Genomic DNA, 14,906 nt, shown 5'->3' with positions numbered 1-14,906 from the left:
TCGCGTTTGTCGCTGTCGGGGTCGTCGTCGCCAACCCAGGATTCAAACCAGTCACCGAGAATATACAAGGCATCGAGTTTGCCTTGGGAGGCTTCGAGGTCTTGAATAAACTGGATGAACTGACGCGTTATCTCAGGCTTATCTGCATCAATATGCAAATCCGAGATAAAGATCGTGCAACGTTCCTTTAACACCATGCCTGTTTACTCCGGAATTTTAGTGCGTAGTTTTTGTTTGCTTTGATCAACTTGTTCTTGCGCCTTTTCAGTTTGTGATTTTTCAGTGCCTTCCGATTTTTCCGTTTCTGTATTTTCCGGTTCGGCATCTTCCGATTCGGCATCTTCCGGTTCGGCAACAACGATCGGCTCCATGGGAATTTCCTCATCGCTGGCCATCACCCGCATGGATTTCACAATAAAGGGCTCCACCGGAACATCTTTACTGAAATCGCCACCGGCCGCGGTGGGTTTGCTGGCTACCTCTTGCAAGAGTGGCATGCCATACAGCACTTCACCAAACACCGCATAGCCCCAGCGGTCTGCACGTGGGTCGAGTTTGGTGTTGTCCACCAGATTGATGTAAAACTGGGCCGCCGCGGAATGCGGGGCGTTCACGCGGGCCATGGCGATGGTGCCGGTCAGGTTACTCAGGCCATTGCCGGATTCATTCACGATCGGGTCACGGGTGACCAATGCCCTGAATTCTTCATCATGCCCGCCACCTTGTGCGACAAACTCCGGGATAACGCGATGAAAGACGGTGTTGTTGTAATGCCCGGATTCCACGTATTGCAAAAAATTATGCGTGGTCAAAGGTGCGCGTAATGCATTGAGTTCAAGATAAATCTTGCCATGATTGGTCACCACTTCAATGTGCGGAAAGGCATCGTAGGCAGAAAGCGGTTTCACTTGTTGGCTTGGTTGCGGCGTTTCGGCGTGTACAGATACACTTCCGGTCAATGCAAGCGCGCTGAAAACAGCGATAAAACACAGGGATTGAGCAAACAACGGAACGAGGCGCATAAGATTTCCTTTTGATATCGGTTGATTTATCCAGACAATCTATCCGGATGTTGGGGCGCATTGCTTCAAACCAATATGATACTTTACTCCGAACTCTGCGTCAGGTGCTGGTGAGTCGTGCAGCAACGGGTTATTATGCGCGCATGACAAGTAATAAACCCACACCAATTTCGCGTTTTGCCCCCAGTCCTACCGGCAATATTCATTTGGGCAATGTACGCACCGCGCTGTTCAGTTACCTTCTGGCCAAGCATTTGCATGGCGATTTTATTCTGCGTTGTGAAGACACTGATCAAGAACGCAGCGACGAGGCATTTTTGCAGCAACAACAGCGTGACCTGCGCTGGCTGGGGCTTGATTGGAGTGCTGGCCCCGACATGGACTCCGCGCACGGGCCTTATCGCCAATCACAGCGTTTTGAAATTTATGATGGTTTTTATAAAGATCTGATCGAGAAGGGCATCGCCTATGCGTGTTTTTGTAGCCCGCAAGAGCTTAAGATGATGCGCAAAGCGCAAATGCAATCCGGACGTCCGCCTCGCTATTCGGGAACCTGCCGACATTTGTCGGCTGACGAGGTCGCGGCAAAATTCACCAATGGCGAGAAAGCCAGTTTACGCTTCCGGGTGCCGTCGGACGAGACCATGCAGTTGCACGATCTGGTGGTTGGCGAAAAAACCTACCACAGCAACGATATTGGGGATTTTATTATTCGTCGTTCGGATGGCACGCCGGCCTTCTTTTTTTGTAACGCCATTGATGATTCCCTGATGGGTGTTACGCATGTGTTGCGTGGCGTGGATCATCTCACCAACACGCCGCGACAGCTGATGATCCTGAACGCCTTGAATCTGCGCGCCCCCGAATACGGTCATATCTCCCTGGTAGTGGGTGCCGATGGCGGGCCATTGTCGAAACGCGATGGCAGCACCGGGGTAAAGGATCTGCGTGAGGCCGGGTATTTACCCGAAGCGATCGTGAATCATCTGGCGCGTCTGGGTCATCATTACGCCAATAACGACTTGATGCCACTGGCGCAATTGGCAAAAGAGTTTGCCCTGGAGCATTGTGGCCGCTCGCCTTCCAAACACGATCCGGTGCAGTTATTGCATTGGCAAAAAGAAGCGGTCCTGGCGGCGGATGAATCCGAACTGTTGGCCTGGCTGGCACCGTGGCTGGAACAAAGTCCTGCCTATCAGGCCAGTAATCCGGAAACCCGTTCGCATTTTTTCCAAACCATTAAAGACAATATTGCTCTGCCGGTTGATGCGGTGCAATGGGCGGATAAACTTCTGGGCGATTCTGTGGCGTATTCGGACAAGGCACGTGAGCAATTGCAATCCGCCTCGGCGGAATTGTTCGATGATCTCGCCGACCGCGTAAAACAAAATGAAACTCAGGCCTTTGGAGCACTGGTCAAGGAATCAGGCAAGGCACTGGGAATCAAAGGCAAGGCCTTGTTCATGCCGATCAGGGCGGCGTTAAGCGGTGAAACATTTGGTCCGGAAATGCCGCGCATCGCCGAACTCCTGGGGCCGGAAAAAATAATCCAGCGATTGCACAAAGCCCAAGAGCAAATCGTCTAGAATCATTGATCATACGTTAAAACATTGCACTACCAGCAGTAGCCACACCCCATGATAAAAATCTACAACAGCCTCAGTCAACAAAAAGAAACTCTGGAACCGCTAGAGCCCAATCACGTACGCATGTATGTGTGTGGCATTACGGTGTATGACTTTTGTCATGTCGGGCATGCGCGTTGTTATGTGGTGTTTGATACCGTGGTGCGTTATTTGCGTTTTCACGGGTATAACGTGGAATACGTTCGTAACATCACCGACGTCGATGACAATATTATCAATCGTGCGGCCAGAGACAATATCAGTGAAAAGGAATTGGTGGATGTGTTCACCACCGCCATGCACGAAGATTTTGACGCGCTGAATATTTTAAAACCGGAGCATGAGCCGCGTGCCACCGAAACCATCGCGGGTATGCAGGACATTATCGAGACCTTGATCGAAAAAGGTCTGGCGTATCAGGGTAAAAATCCCGACGGCAGCAACAATGACGTGTTTTTTGCCGTGGACGAGTATGAGAATTACGGTCAGTTATCGGGTCGCAGTCTGGATGATCTGCAGGCCGGTACGAGGGTTGAAGTAAATCCGGCCAAACGCAACCCCTTCGATTTCGTGTTGTGGAAACTGGCCAAACCGGGTGAACCTGCCTGGGATTCGCCCTGGGGCGAAGGCCGGCCCGGTTGGCATATTGAGTGCTCGGCCATGTCGCGGCTGCATTTCGGTGATCATTTTGATATCCATGGTGGCGGCATGGATCTGAAATTCCCGCACCATGAGAACGAACTCGCGCAATCCTGCGGCGCCAGTGGTGAGGACTTTGTAAACATCTGGATGCACAACGGTTTTGTGAATATTGATAACGAGAAAATGTCCAAGTCTCTGGATAATTTTTTCACCATTCGTGAAGTGCTTAAACATTACCACCCGGAAGAGGTGCGCCTGTTCTTGTTGGGCAGTCATTATCGGGGTCCGATTAATTATTCTGATAAAGAGCTGGATAATGCCCGGGGCGGACTGCAACGTTTATACAACGCCATACGCGGTCTGGATGCCAGTGTGAATGCGGCCACCGATACCCAGTTCGAGCACGATTTTAACCAGGTCATGAATGACGACTTCAATACGCCGAAAGCACTCGCGGTCCTGTTTGAACTTGCAAGACACATCAACACCATCAAAGAAGAACATGGCAAACGCGCCAATGCCAAGGCGGCTTTGCTGGTCAAGCTTGGTCAAGTGCTGGGTCTTTTTTACGATAGCGCGGATAATTATTTGCAATCCGGATCTGACCTGAGTCTTTCGGTAGACGAGATTGAAAGCTTGATCACGCAACGCAATCAGGCACGGGCCGACAAGGACTGGGCCGAAGCCGACCGCGTGAGAAACGAATTATTGTCACACGGAGTCGTTCTGGAAGACGCTTCAGGTAAAACCACCTGGCGACGCGAATAAGATACATAAAACGGATTTACTATGACGGACAATCTAAAACGGATCGAAAAAACCCACATCAAAGCACTGCGTTTGACCTTGCTCATCTGGGCCGTAATTGTTTGTGGTGTGTTGGGTGTCATTGCCTATGTGGCGCGCGATGAGATCTTGATGCCGGGTATTTTCTTGATCGCTGTCCTGGTCTTTGCACTGCTGATCATCAAATACCCTCGCAAAGTGTACGACTACACCTTTTACGGATTGGTGGACGATGTTTTTTATGTGCAAAAGGGCATGTGGTTCAAAACCCGTACTGCGGTTGCGCAAAACCGCATTCAGCACACCGATGTGCAACAAGGGCCGATCGCACGTCGCTATGACCTGGCCACGCTCACCATGCACACCGCGGGCATGAAAGAAGCCGACATTCAGATATCCGGTTTGTCGCACAGTGATGCGATCGCGTTGCGCGATCACTTACTCGAACTGAACAAAGCCGCATTAACCAAGCTAACACCCAAAGCCGGTGAAAAACCCGCATTGCTCAAAGACGAATTATCGGATCTGAGTCCCGGCGAACATTGCATTGCTACCAGTGTGCTGGCCTTACGGGCCGGCGAAGAAGAATAAATGGCCAGGCTGCAGGAATACGAATCACTTGAGCCAATGCGTTTGCATCAGCTGTCTCCGATATTTTTATTTCTGGACACCATTAAAGAATTTTTTCTGTTGATAATCCTGATCCTGTTTACCAGCCGTTCCAGCAGCTGGGAGTTGTATGGCATAGGGTTTGCAGCAATTTTTGTATTGGTGCGCATGATCTCATTCCGGTTTTTTAAATACTGGATCCTGCCGCATGAACTGGTGGTGAAAAGCGGTGTTTTTTTTCGTCAAGAAAGACACATTCCGTATGAACGGGTGCAAAATATCAATCAAACCCAGGGTCCCTTGCATCGCTTGTTCGGGGTTGGAAAAGTGCAGCTTGAGTCAGCCTCGGGCACCAAGCCCGAAGCCGAATTCAATGTGATCTCTCTGGCCGCGATTAATGCGATCCGCAATGCGGTTGAAAAACGTTCCAGCGACAAAGGCTCGGATGAACAGGCCGGGGTTGCGGCGGTGGAAGCCCCGGTAAAACCGGCACCTTTGCTCGGATTAGCTGCAATAGATCTGGTCAAGCACGGCGTGATCACCAATCAAGGCATGATCCCGGTCGCGATCGTAATGGGTTTTCTGTTTCAACAAGAAGAGTTTTTATACGATCTGGTCTTGCCAAAATTACAAGTCATATTTCCGAGTTTGTCGACCCTGGATCCGGCCGCTTTGGTCGCAACGCCCTTGCTATTGATCAGCGCGCTTATTGGCCTGGTGCTGTTCGCATTAATGTTTTTTTGGGTATTATCCATAGCCGTTTCGTTTTTCAGATTCTTCGGGTTCACCTTAAGCAAACAGCAAGACAAGTTAAAAGCCGAAATGGGATTATTGACCCGGCATACCGCGAGCGCCCCGCTGAGGCGAATTCAAAAGATCACCCTACAAGAGGGTGTATTACACCGTCTTTTTAAAGCGGCAAGTATTACCTGTAAAACGGCCGGCAATGCTCCCGATAATAATAGTCAATCCAAAAGTTTTCATTACCTCGCGCCACTCATAGACAGATCCCGGGTTCAGGAGTTTTTAGACAATGTACAGGCTGAGATCCCGTGGCAGCAGTTGTTCGACAACAATACGCATTGGACAGCCATCCCTTTTAGAGCCTGGACACGCATGGTCAAGATTCCGCTATTGCTAAGTTTGATCGCGGGAGTTGTTTTATGGTTTGTCGCGCCGTGGTGGGCATTACTGGTGATTCCCCTGTGTGCCTGGAGTATTTATGCCACGCGCAAGCTAGCCAGATCGATGGCGTATTGGCAAAGTGGCGATCTGATCGCCTATAAAAGTGGCTGGTTATCCAAACGCTTGAGTGTGGTGCAATTGAAAAAAGCGCAAGTGGTGCGTTTGTCAGAGAATCCCTTTGACCGTCGTCGAAATATGGCGAGTTTGTATGTGGACACGGCGGGCTTTTCCATGGCCGACCACAATATTGATATTCCTTATCTGGACAAGCCCAATGCCTTGCATTTACAGGACGAGATCAATCAGGCTTTATGTCGTTTGGAATTCGAGTGGTAATTTAGATATTTTCACTTTTCATCGCTAGCCTGAGCGGCCAGCAAAGTATTGTGCATTAACATCGCCACGGTCATGGGGCCAACGCCACCGGGCACCGGAGTGATCCAGGCCGCGCGTTCAGCGGCAAGATCGAATTCCACGTCGCCACACAGTTTGCCGTTGTTCAGGCGGTTCATGCCAACATCGATCACAGTGGCGCCAGGCTTGATCCACTCGCCTTTGACCAGACCGGGTTTACCGACCGCGACCACCAGAATATCAGCGCGACCAACATGGGTTTCAAGATCCTGGGTGAATTTATGACAAACCGTTACGGTCGCTCCAGCCAAAAGCAATTCCAGTGACATCGGGCGACCCACAATATTTGAAGCCCCGACGATCACCGCGTGTTTGCGTTTGGGGTCAATGCCATACTCTTGTAATAGCACCATTACCCCATAAGGCGTGCAGGGCCGGATACTGGGACGGCGCTGCGCGAGCCGACCGAGGTTGTAGGGGTGGAAACCATCGACGTCTTTTTCGTGCGCAATGGCGTCCAGGATCTCGTTGGCGTCGAGGTGATCTGGCAAGGGTAATTGCACCAGAATGCCGTGCACATTGGGATCATTATTCAATGACTGTACCAAGTCGAGAATCTCGGATTGGCTGCTATTGACGGCCAAGTCGTGCGCAAATGAGCGAATGCCGACTTCATCACAGGCGCGGCGTTTGTGTTTAACGTACACCTTTGAGGCCGGGTCTGCACCCACCAGCACCACTGCGAGTCCGGGTGAGCTCAAGCCCTGGTCGACCCGCAGTTTTACGTTTTGTGCGACCTCATCACGTACTTTTTGTGCGACGGTTTTGCCTTGAATGAGTTGTGCGGTCATAGTGTTTTGCTCAGGTCTGGAGACTTAAAATCAGAGTTATATTGTGATGCGGGGCGGCATTGTCGCATGCAGGCATTGGGCTCACAAGCCAGGCGCAAGGAAAAAAGCGCTTTTTGATTGACGATTTACAGCTTCATCCGTATCATGCGCGCCTCGTCGGGTGGTAGAATGCCCGACTCGCACATGAGCCAGTCTGTATGTCTGGCAAAAGCGAAATTAGTACCGCACTCGGAGCATAGCGCAGTCTGGTAGCGCATCTGGTTTGGGACCAGAGGGTCGGGGGTTCGAATCCCTCTGCTCCGACCAATTTTGGAAATTTCAGTGTGCTGGATTGCATAGCCACACTGAAAAGTACCCGCAATGAATGATCCCAAATAATTCATGGCAAGGGTCGTTGGTCGCAGGCAATTGGCCTGAAACCTGTAAAGAATGTAATAATTTAAACCTAGCGCCCGTAGCTCAACTGGATAGAGCATCGGCCTTCTAAGCCGAGGGTTGCAGGTTCGAGTCCTGCCGGGCGCGCCAATTTTTGGTCACGGCAGTGTTCCTGAACCAAATTCATACCGATCAATGGTGGACGTAGCTCAGTTGGTAGAGCCCCGGATTGTGATTCCGGTGGTCGCGGGTTCGAGCCCCGTCGTCCACCCCATTCGATACCTCACTCAATTTCCCAGAACAAAATCCTGACAGATTAGTGCGCTAATTTGCATTTCACGGCAGCCCAAAGTCTAAATCAGTTATAATGTTCGGCTTGCCAGAGCGAGCGTGGCGGAATTGGTAGACGCGCTGGATTTAGGTTCCAGTAGGGCAACCTGTGGGAGTTCGAGTCTCCCCGCTCGTACCATCTTTTTCATGGTGAAATATCTAGAGCAAAAAGATTTTGGCAATCAAATATTAAATTGGGTTTTTTAGACCAATGGGTTCGTTAGACCAAGCGTTTTATGGCCCAAGACTATTTTTTACATATCAGACATATATTTTTGAAGGTTAACCATGGCAAACGAATTACAAGTTTCTCTGCAAAGCTCAGAAGGCCTTAAGCGCACACTGCGAGTCGAGATTCCGGCAGAACAGATCGATGGCGAGATCACCAAACGTCTCAAGCAAGTGGGCAAAAAAGCCAAACTAAAAGGTTTTCGTCCGGGCAAAGCACCCTTAAATGTTATTCGCCAAAACTACGGTAGTGAAGTGCGTAACGAAGTTCTGGGCGACATGATGCAAAAAACTTACGCCCAGGCCATTAGCCAAGAGCAGATCCAACCGGCTGGCAACCCGAATATCAAGGCCGACGAACACAAAGAAGGTAATGCGTTTGCCTACACGGCAGAAGTCGAGGTGTATCCCGAGATCAGCTTGCAAGGCCTGGACTCACTGAGTATTGAAAAACCGGTTGCCAAGATCACCGACCAGGACGTTGACCTGATCATCGACAATATGCGTCACCAAAAAGCCAACTGGGAAACCGCCAATCGTAAAGCTCGCGAGAATGACCGTGTCACCATCGATTTTGAAGGCAGCATCGATGGCGAAGCGTTCCCCGGAGGCAAAGCTGAAAGCACACCGGTGATCCTGGGTGAAGGCCGCATGTTGCCGGATTTTGAAAAAGGTCTGGTTGGCATCAAGGCCGGAGAAGTTCGCAATATCGATGTGAACTTTCCCGAGGATTATCACGCCGAAGACCTGAAAGGCAAAAAAGCCGTATTCGAAATATCGGCTGAAGTGGTCGAAGAAAAAGTATTGCCCGAAATTGATACAGAATTCTGTCAAGCCTTCGGGGTTGAATCGGGCGACATTGACGAACTGCGCACAGAAGTTCGTGCCAATATGCAAAAAGAGCTGGACGGGGTGATCGAGGCTAAAACCAAAGATAACGCCATGACCGCTTTGCTTGAGGCCAATCCGCTGGACGTGCCACAAGCTTTGGTGGGCCAGGAAATTCACTCATTGCAACACGACATGCAACGCCGCATGGGGCTGCCAGACGATCACAGTTATCACCCGCCGGCTGAACAGTTTATTGATGAAGCCACGCGTCGCGTACGCCTGGGTTTGTTGATTGGTGAATACGTCAAGCAAGAAGAACTTAAAGTCGAAAAACAAGAGATCGAGCAACAACTGGATAAAATGACGGACGGTTACGAAGACGCGGAAACCATGAAAAATGCCTACCGCGGTAATCAGCAAGCCATGCAGCAGTTAAACATGATGGCGCTGGAAGCCAAAGTGGTCGAGAACCTCCTGACCAAGGCCACTGTTACCGAACAGGCCAATGATTTCCAGACCTTGATGGAAGTGAAGCCGCTGGCCTAATGTTGAGCTCATGCCTGCCAACGGCGTGTGGCTTGAATAAAATTTAGCCTTTATACTTGTGTCTGCACGCGTATACTATTGACCCATTATTAATGCATTCACATACACGAGTAGGCAATGAAAAACATTTTAGGTTTAACTTCTCAATCCGAATCAATCGTAACTTCCGCCAGTGGCCTCGTGCCTATGGTGGTTGAACAAACTGCCCGCGGTGAACGGGCATTTGATATTTATTCGCGTTTGTTGAAAGAGCGCGTGATCTTCATCGTCGGTCCTATTGAAGACCACATGGCGAATCTGATTGTTGCTCAATTACTTTTCCTGGAATCGGAAAACCCGGATAAAGACATTCATGTTTACATCAATTCACCCGGCGGCGTGGTTACAGCCGGATTGTCGATCTACGACACCATGCAATTCATCAAGCCGGATGTCAGTACAATTTGTATGGGGCAGGCGGCGAGCATGGGTGCGGTGTTACTCGCGGCGGGAGCTGCTGGCAAGCGCTATTGTTTACCGCACTCCCGGGTGATGATCCATCAGGTTCTTGGCGGGGTCCAGGGCCAGGCAACGGATATCGACATTCACGCGCGTGAGATCCTCAAAATTCGTGATCGCCTGAATCAGATATTGGCAAAACACACGGGTCAAAACATCGAAACCATCGCTGAAGACACCGAACGCGATAATTTCATGGACGCGGAAATGGCCAAATCCTATGGGCTGATCGATGACATTCTGGCCGCACGCGAACACCCGAACTCGACGGATTGATGCATTCGGGAGTGAATTGCTCAAATTTTCATCAAAACCGACACCGCAAGACGTCGGTTTTTTTTTGTGCGAAATATTGCGGACTTTTAGCGGTTCTACATGGTCTGAAGAGGGTATCGCGCTAGTCAGGGAGCTGGTGAGAATGCCCGAATATTCAAGGAAATCGCCAAAATGTGTGAAATTGACCGAAATTCAAACATTTTTGAGTCCCTTTTTACCCCAAACATCAAGGGCTTACGTTACAATTAGCACGAATTTATCAGCTGGACAGGTTCATAAACCCTATGAGTGATAGCACCACAACAGACGACGGCAAACTACTGTATTGTTCTTTTTGCGGCAAAAGTCAGCACGAAGTACGCAAATTGATCGCCGGACCTTCGGTCTACGTATGCGACGAATGCGTTGAGTTGTGCAACGACATTATCCGTGAAGAACTGGATGACTCCAGTGAATTCAATATTGATCATCTTCCCAAGCCCAAAGAGATCAATCACATCCTGGATGACTATGTGATCGGTCAGGATCAGGCAAAAAAAGTCTTGTCGGTAGCGGTCTACAATCATTACAAGCGTCTCAACTCTCGCATGAACGCGGGTAAAGACGAAATTGAATTACAAAAAAGTAACATTTTGCTGATCGGTCCAACCGGTTCGGGTAAAACCTTGTTGGCAGAAACTTTGGCGCGCCTACTCGATGTTCCTTTCACCATTGCCGATGCAACCACCTTGACCGAAGCGGGTTATGTGGGTGAAGACGTAGAAAACATTATCCAGAAACTTTTGCAAAAATGTGACTACGACGTTGATCGTGCCCAAACGGGTATTGTCTACATCGATGAGATAGATAAAGTGTCACGCAAATCCGATAACCCTTCAATCACACGTGATGTGTCGGGCGAGGGTGTGCAACAAGCCTTGTTAAAGTTGATCGAGGGCACAGTGGCATCCGTGCCTCCACAGGGTGGCCGTAAACATCCACAGCAGGAATTCTTGCAAGTCGACACTTCCAATATATTGTTTATTTGTGGGGGTGCATTTGCCGGCCTGGAAAAAGTTATTTTGAACCGCACCACAAAAAGTGGCATCGGTTTTGTAGCGGATGTGCAAAGCAAAGATACCGATATTCAAAGCGACTCCCTGTTGCCGCAAGTTGAACCGCAGGATCTTGTGCACTATGGCTTGATCCCGGAGTTCGTTGGACGATTGCCGGTGCTTGCAATTCTTGAAGCACTGGATGAGGAAGCCTTGATGTCCATTCTGGTGGAGCCAAAAAATGCCTTAACCAAACAGTATCATCGTTTGTTTGAACTGGAAGGTGCCGAGCTGGAGTTTCGTGATGACGCTTTGCGCGCCATTGCAAGCAAGGCCATGGAACGCAAAACCGGCGCACGAGGCTTAAGGACTATTCTGGAAAAAGTATTACTCGACACCATGTACGACCTGCCGTCTATGGAAAATGTCAGCAAAGTCGTATTAGACGAGTCGGTGGTGAATGGCGAATGCGATCCATACATAATTTACGAGACCTCGGAAAAACAGCGCCAGCAAGACTTAATGTTGGCGCAACGCCTGGCGAGTGGAGACTAATTAAGCAATTCAAGCACTTGCAGTGAGCGCGGTTTAAAATATAGACAAATCACCCGCAACGAGTTACTCGCTGCGGGTTTTTTTATTGCAAATTAAAACGTCTACAAGCGGCCCAGGACTTGAATTTTGCTATAGTGACACCATCTGGTTAAGCACAACTATACCCAGGGACAGCTGATTCACAGCGACCCCGTAACGAGACATCTATGAGCACAGACATTATCAAATCAGGCACGCCTTCGGAATTACCGGTTTTACCACTCCGCGACGTGGTGGTGTACCCGCATATGGTCATTCCATTATTCGTCGGGCGCGAACTCTCGACCGCTGCATTGGAAGAAGCCATGCGCGGCAATAAACAAATATTACTGCTTACGCAATTTAGCGCCGACACTGACGAGCCAGGCATCAAAGACCTGTTCAGCTACGGCACGGTCGCCAATATTTTGCAAATGGTTAAGTTGCCCGATGGCACGGTACGCATTCTGGTAGAAGGCATGCAGCGCGCGGCCCTCAAAAGTTTGCGTCTGGATAACCATTTTATTGCCGAAGTAGAGGTTATCGAGCAACGCCAGGATGAATCGCCGGTTGAATTGGAAGTTCTACAGCGCTCAGTGCATGAACAATTTGAACAATACGTCAAACTGAATAAAAAAATTCCTTCTGAAGTGCTAACCACGCTTCTCGGTATTGAAGACATCTCGCGCTTTGCCGATACCATCGCTGCGCACATGACCTTGAAAGTCGAAGACAAACAGAAAATTCTGGAACTGGAATGGGTCAAGGATCGTATGGAATTCATTTTATTGCTTATCGGCAATGAAATGGAAGTGCTGGAACTTGAAAAACGTATCCGTGGCCGGGTCAAACATCAAATGGAAAAAAGCCAGCGCGAATATTATTTAAACGAGCAAATGAAAGCCATACAAAAGGAACTTGGCGATAATGACGGTGGCGCTAGCGAAAATGATGACATGGCGGAAAAGATCGAAGCCGCCGGCATGACCAAGGAGGCGCGTGAGAAGGCGGAAACCGAACTCAAGAAACTCAAAATGATGTCTCCGATGTCGGCCGAAGCGACGGTTACCAGAAACTATATTGACTGGTTGCTCAAACTCCCATGGAACAAGAAAAGTCGTATTCGCAATAAACTTGCCAACGCCGAAGAGATTCTCGAAGCCGATCACTACGGCTTGGAAAAAGTTAAAGAACGCATTCTTGAGTACCTGGCGGTTCAGCAACGGGTTAAAAAACTCAAAGGGCCAATCCTGTGTTTGGTTGGACCTCCGGGAGTCGGTAAAACCTCACTGGGTAAGAGTTTGGCGCGCGCGACCAATCGTGAATTTGTGCGTATGTCATTAGGCGGGGTTCGTGACGAAGCAGAGATTCGCGGGCATCGTCGTACCTACATCGGATCCATGCCCGGAAAGATCATTCAAAAACTCAGTAAAGTCGGAAAACGTAATCCACTCTTTCTGTTAGACGAGATCGACAAAATGTCTATGGATTTTCGTGGTGACCCGTCGTCGGCTTTACTCGAAGTCCTGGACCCGGAACAAAATAACACCTTTAGTGATCATTATCTGGAAGTGGATTTTGATCTCTCGGATATCATGTTTGTGGCAACCGCCAACAGTCTGAATATCCCGGGTCCCTTGCGCGACCGCATGGAGATCATTCGTATTCCCGGTTACACCGAAGACGAAAAGATCAATATTGCCAAACGTTACCTGGTGCCCAAGCAAAGTAAAAATGCAGGCTTGCGTAAAAACGAGATGTCGATCACTGACAAGGCCTTGGCTGACATTGTGCGTTATTACACTCGCGAGGCGGGAGTACGTGGGCTGGAGCGTCAAATTGCCAAAATTTGCCGCAAGGTTGTGAAAGAGAACCTGCTCGCCGACAAGAAATCGAAAAAAGCCAGTAAAAAGAAAACGGCAGCTAAAAAAGCAATTACTAAAAAAACCACCGGTAAAGCAATACAAGCCAAAACCACGGTGGTTAATCCCAAGAGTCTGGAAAAATACCTGGGCATTAAACGCTATCGCTTTGGTCGTGCTGATGAAAATAACCAGATCGGACAAGTTACCGGTTTGGCCTGGACGGAAGTCGGTGGCGAGCTGCTGCGGGTAGAAGCGGCAGTAGTGGCAGGCAAAGGTAAATTAACCCACACCGGACAACTTGGTGACGTTATGAAAGAGTCTATTCATGCGGCCATGACCGTGGTGCGCAGTCGGGCCGATGCACTGGGAATCGATGCCGATTATTTCAGTAATCACGATTTGCACATTCACGTTCCCGAGGGCGCCATTCCGAAAGATGGCCCAAGTGCAGGAATTGGAATGTGTACGGCTTTAGTGTCGGCGTGTACCGATATTGAAGTGAATGCCAATGTGGCCATGACCGGCGAAATTACCTTGCGCGGCGAAGTCTTACCCATTGGTGGTTTAAAGGAAAAACTCCTGGCCGCACACCGTGGCGGAATTACCAAAGTCCTGATCCCGGAGGAGAACCGTAAAGATCTTGCGGAAATTCCTGACAACATTAAAAAACATCTGGATATCCAGTGCGTACAATGGATTGATGAGGTGCTTGAGCAGGCACTGGTGCGTCAGCCCCAGCCGAGTGTAAACAAGAAAATGAGCAAACCGCCCAAAGATAAAAAAGCGGAAAGAAAAAAAGGCGTTCAAGCGCATTAAGAAACCCGTTTAAGCTATTCTCATGCGAGTCATTTAGTCGACAATTCCGGCTAAATGGCTTTGTGTTTTTAAGAACCCAGGCCACGCTTGGGGGCCCTGCACAAGTTCAAATTAAATCTCATCAATTTATTGACAATTTTCCGCACCAAACACTAGCAATCTTGGCTCGCTTGCCGTAAACTGCGCGCCTTCGGGTGCTTAGCTCAGCTGGTAGAGCATCGCCCTTACAAGGCGAGGGTCGGCGGTTCGATCCCGTCAGCACCCACCAAGATCCGGAGCGGTAGTTCAGTTGGTTAGAATACCGGCCTGTCACGCCGGGGGTCGCGGGTTCGAGTCCCGTCCGCTCCGCCAGAATAAGAAAACCACCTTCGGGTGGTTTTTTTATTTCTGTACAGACGGGGCGAGAACCCCGGGTTTGACCAAATGGCAGGACAGCCATTTTGCGCAGCTTCAGCTGCCC

General features: G+C 49.6%; 11 protein-coding genes and 6 tRNA genes. 14 read left to right on the top strand and 3 right to left on the bottom strand.

Annotation, left to right across the window (positions count from 1 at the left end):
- Both HKN88_08750 and HKN88_08745 read right to left on the bottom strand, forming a co-directional pair.
- Positions 1-197: hypothetical protein (locus tag HKN88_08750; protein ID NNC98142.1), on the bottom strand; the 197-nt coding region annotated here is incomplete at its 3' end.
- Between the two features lie 6 nt (positions 198-203).
- Entirely contained in the window at positions 204-1,022 is an 819-nt protein-coding gene (locus HKN88_08745; GenBank protein ID NNC98141.1) for a hypothetical protein, read from the bottom strand.
- Between the two features lie 143 nt (positions 1,023-1,165).
- Here HKN88_08745 and HKN88_08740 point away from each other — a divergent pair, with 143 nt between their 5' ends.
- From HKN88_08740 to HKN88_08725, 4 genes are read left to right on the top strand one after another with little or no spacing between them, the layout of a single operon-like run.
- Positions 1,166-2,608 carry a glutamate--tRNA ligase gene (locus HKN88_08740; GenBank protein ID NNC98140.1) on the top strand — a complete coding sequence of 481 codons (1,443 nt, stop codon included), beginning with the start codon at positions 1,166-1,168 and terminating at the stop codon, positions 2,606-2,608.
- Between the two features lie 51 nt (positions 2,609-2,659).
- The gene (locus HKN88_08735) at positions 2,660-4,057 is read left to right on the top strand and encodes a cysteine--tRNA ligase (protein ID NNC98139.1); all 1,398 of its coding nucleotides are present in this window, start codon (positions 2,660-2,662) and stop codon (positions 4,055-4,057) included.
- A 21-nt stretch (positions 4,058-4,078) separates the two neighbouring features.
- Positions 4,079-4,666 carry a PH domain-containing protein gene (locus tag HKN88_08730; GenBank protein NNC98138.1) on the top strand — a complete coding sequence of 196 codons (588 nt, stop codon included), beginning with the start codon at positions 4,079-4,081 and terminating at the stop codon, positions 4,664-4,666.
- Entirely contained in the window at positions 4,667-6,205 is a 1,539-nt protein-coding gene (locus tag HKN88_08725; GenBank protein ID NNC98137.1) for a PH domain-containing protein, read from the top strand. It begins immediately after the preceding gene.
- Positions 6,206-6,216: 11 nt separating this feature from the next.
- Here HKN88_08725 and folD read toward each other — a convergent pair whose 3' ends face one another.
- The gene (folD, locus tag HKN88_08720) at positions 6,217-7,074 is read right to left on the bottom strand and encodes a bifunctional methylenetetrahydrofolate dehydrogenase/methenyltetrahydrofolate cyclohydrolase FolD (GenBank protein NNC98136.1); all 858 of its coding nucleotides are present in this window, start codon (positions 7,072-7,074) and stop codon (positions 6,217-6,219) included.
- A 229-nt stretch (positions 7,075-7,303) separates the two neighbouring features.
- On the opposite strand from folD, the gene HKN88_08715 reads away from it, so the two are divergent.
- The 10 genes from HKN88_08715 to HKN88_08670 all read left to right on the top strand — a co-directional run bounded on the left by HKN88_08715 (position 7,304) and on the right by HKN88_08670 (position 14,797).
- Positions 7,304-7,380: transfer RNA gene (locus HKN88_08715), tRNA-Pro, on the top strand.
- Positions 7,381-7,522: 142 nt separating this feature from the next.
- A tRNA-Arg gene (locus HKN88_08710) sits at positions 7,523-7,599 on the top strand.
- Between the two features lie 48 nt (positions 7,600-7,647).
- A tRNA-His gene (locus tag HKN88_08705) sits at positions 7,648-7,723 on the top strand.
- Between the two features lie 110 nt (positions 7,724-7,833).
- Positions 7,834-7,918, top strand: a tRNA-Leu gene (locus tag HKN88_08700).
- Between the two features lie 149 nt (positions 7,919-8,067).
- Positions 8,068-9,384, top strand: a complete 1,317-nt coding sequence (tig, locus tag HKN88_08695; GenBank protein NNC98135.1) for a trigger factor — start codon at positions 8,068-8,070, stop codon at positions 9,382-9,384.
- A gap of 117 nt (positions 9,385-9,501) precedes the next feature.
- Positions 9,502-10,158 (top strand): ATP-dependent Clp endopeptidase proteolytic subunit ClpP, encoded by a 657-nt coding sequence (gene clpP, locus HKN88_08690; GenBank protein ID NNC98134.1) that lies wholly within the window; start codon positions 9,502-9,504, stop codon positions 10,156-10,158.
- A 284-nt stretch (positions 10,159-10,442) separates the two neighbouring features.
- On the top strand, positions 10,443-11,747 hold the full coding sequence (clpX, locus tag HKN88_08685) for an ATP-dependent Clp protease ATP-binding subunit ClpX (GenBank protein NNC98133.1): 1,305 nt from the start codon (positions 10,443-10,445) through the stop codon (positions 11,745-11,747).
- 206 nt (positions 11,748-11,953) lie between these two features.
- A complete protein-coding gene (lon, locus tag HKN88_08680; protein ID NNC98132.1) occupies positions 11,954-14,446 on the top strand; it encodes an endopeptidase La in 2,493 nt (830 codons plus the stop codon).
- Between the two features lie 192 nt (positions 14,447-14,638).
- Positions 14,639-14,714: transfer RNA gene (locus tag HKN88_08675), tRNA-Val, on the top strand.
- Positions 14,715-14,720: 6 nt separating this feature from the next.
- Positions 14,721-14,797 (top strand) — tRNA-Asp (locus tag HKN88_08670).
- The last annotated feature ends 109 nt before the right edge of the window (positions 14,798-14,906 follow it).

Source organism: Gammaproteobacteria bacterium (assembly GCA_013001575.1).
In the GTDB taxonomy this organism is placed as follows: Bacteria; Pseudomonadota; Gammaproteobacteria; order Steroidobacterales; family JABDMI01; genus JABDMI01.
This window is presented reverse-complemented; position numbering and strand designations above follow the sequence as displayed.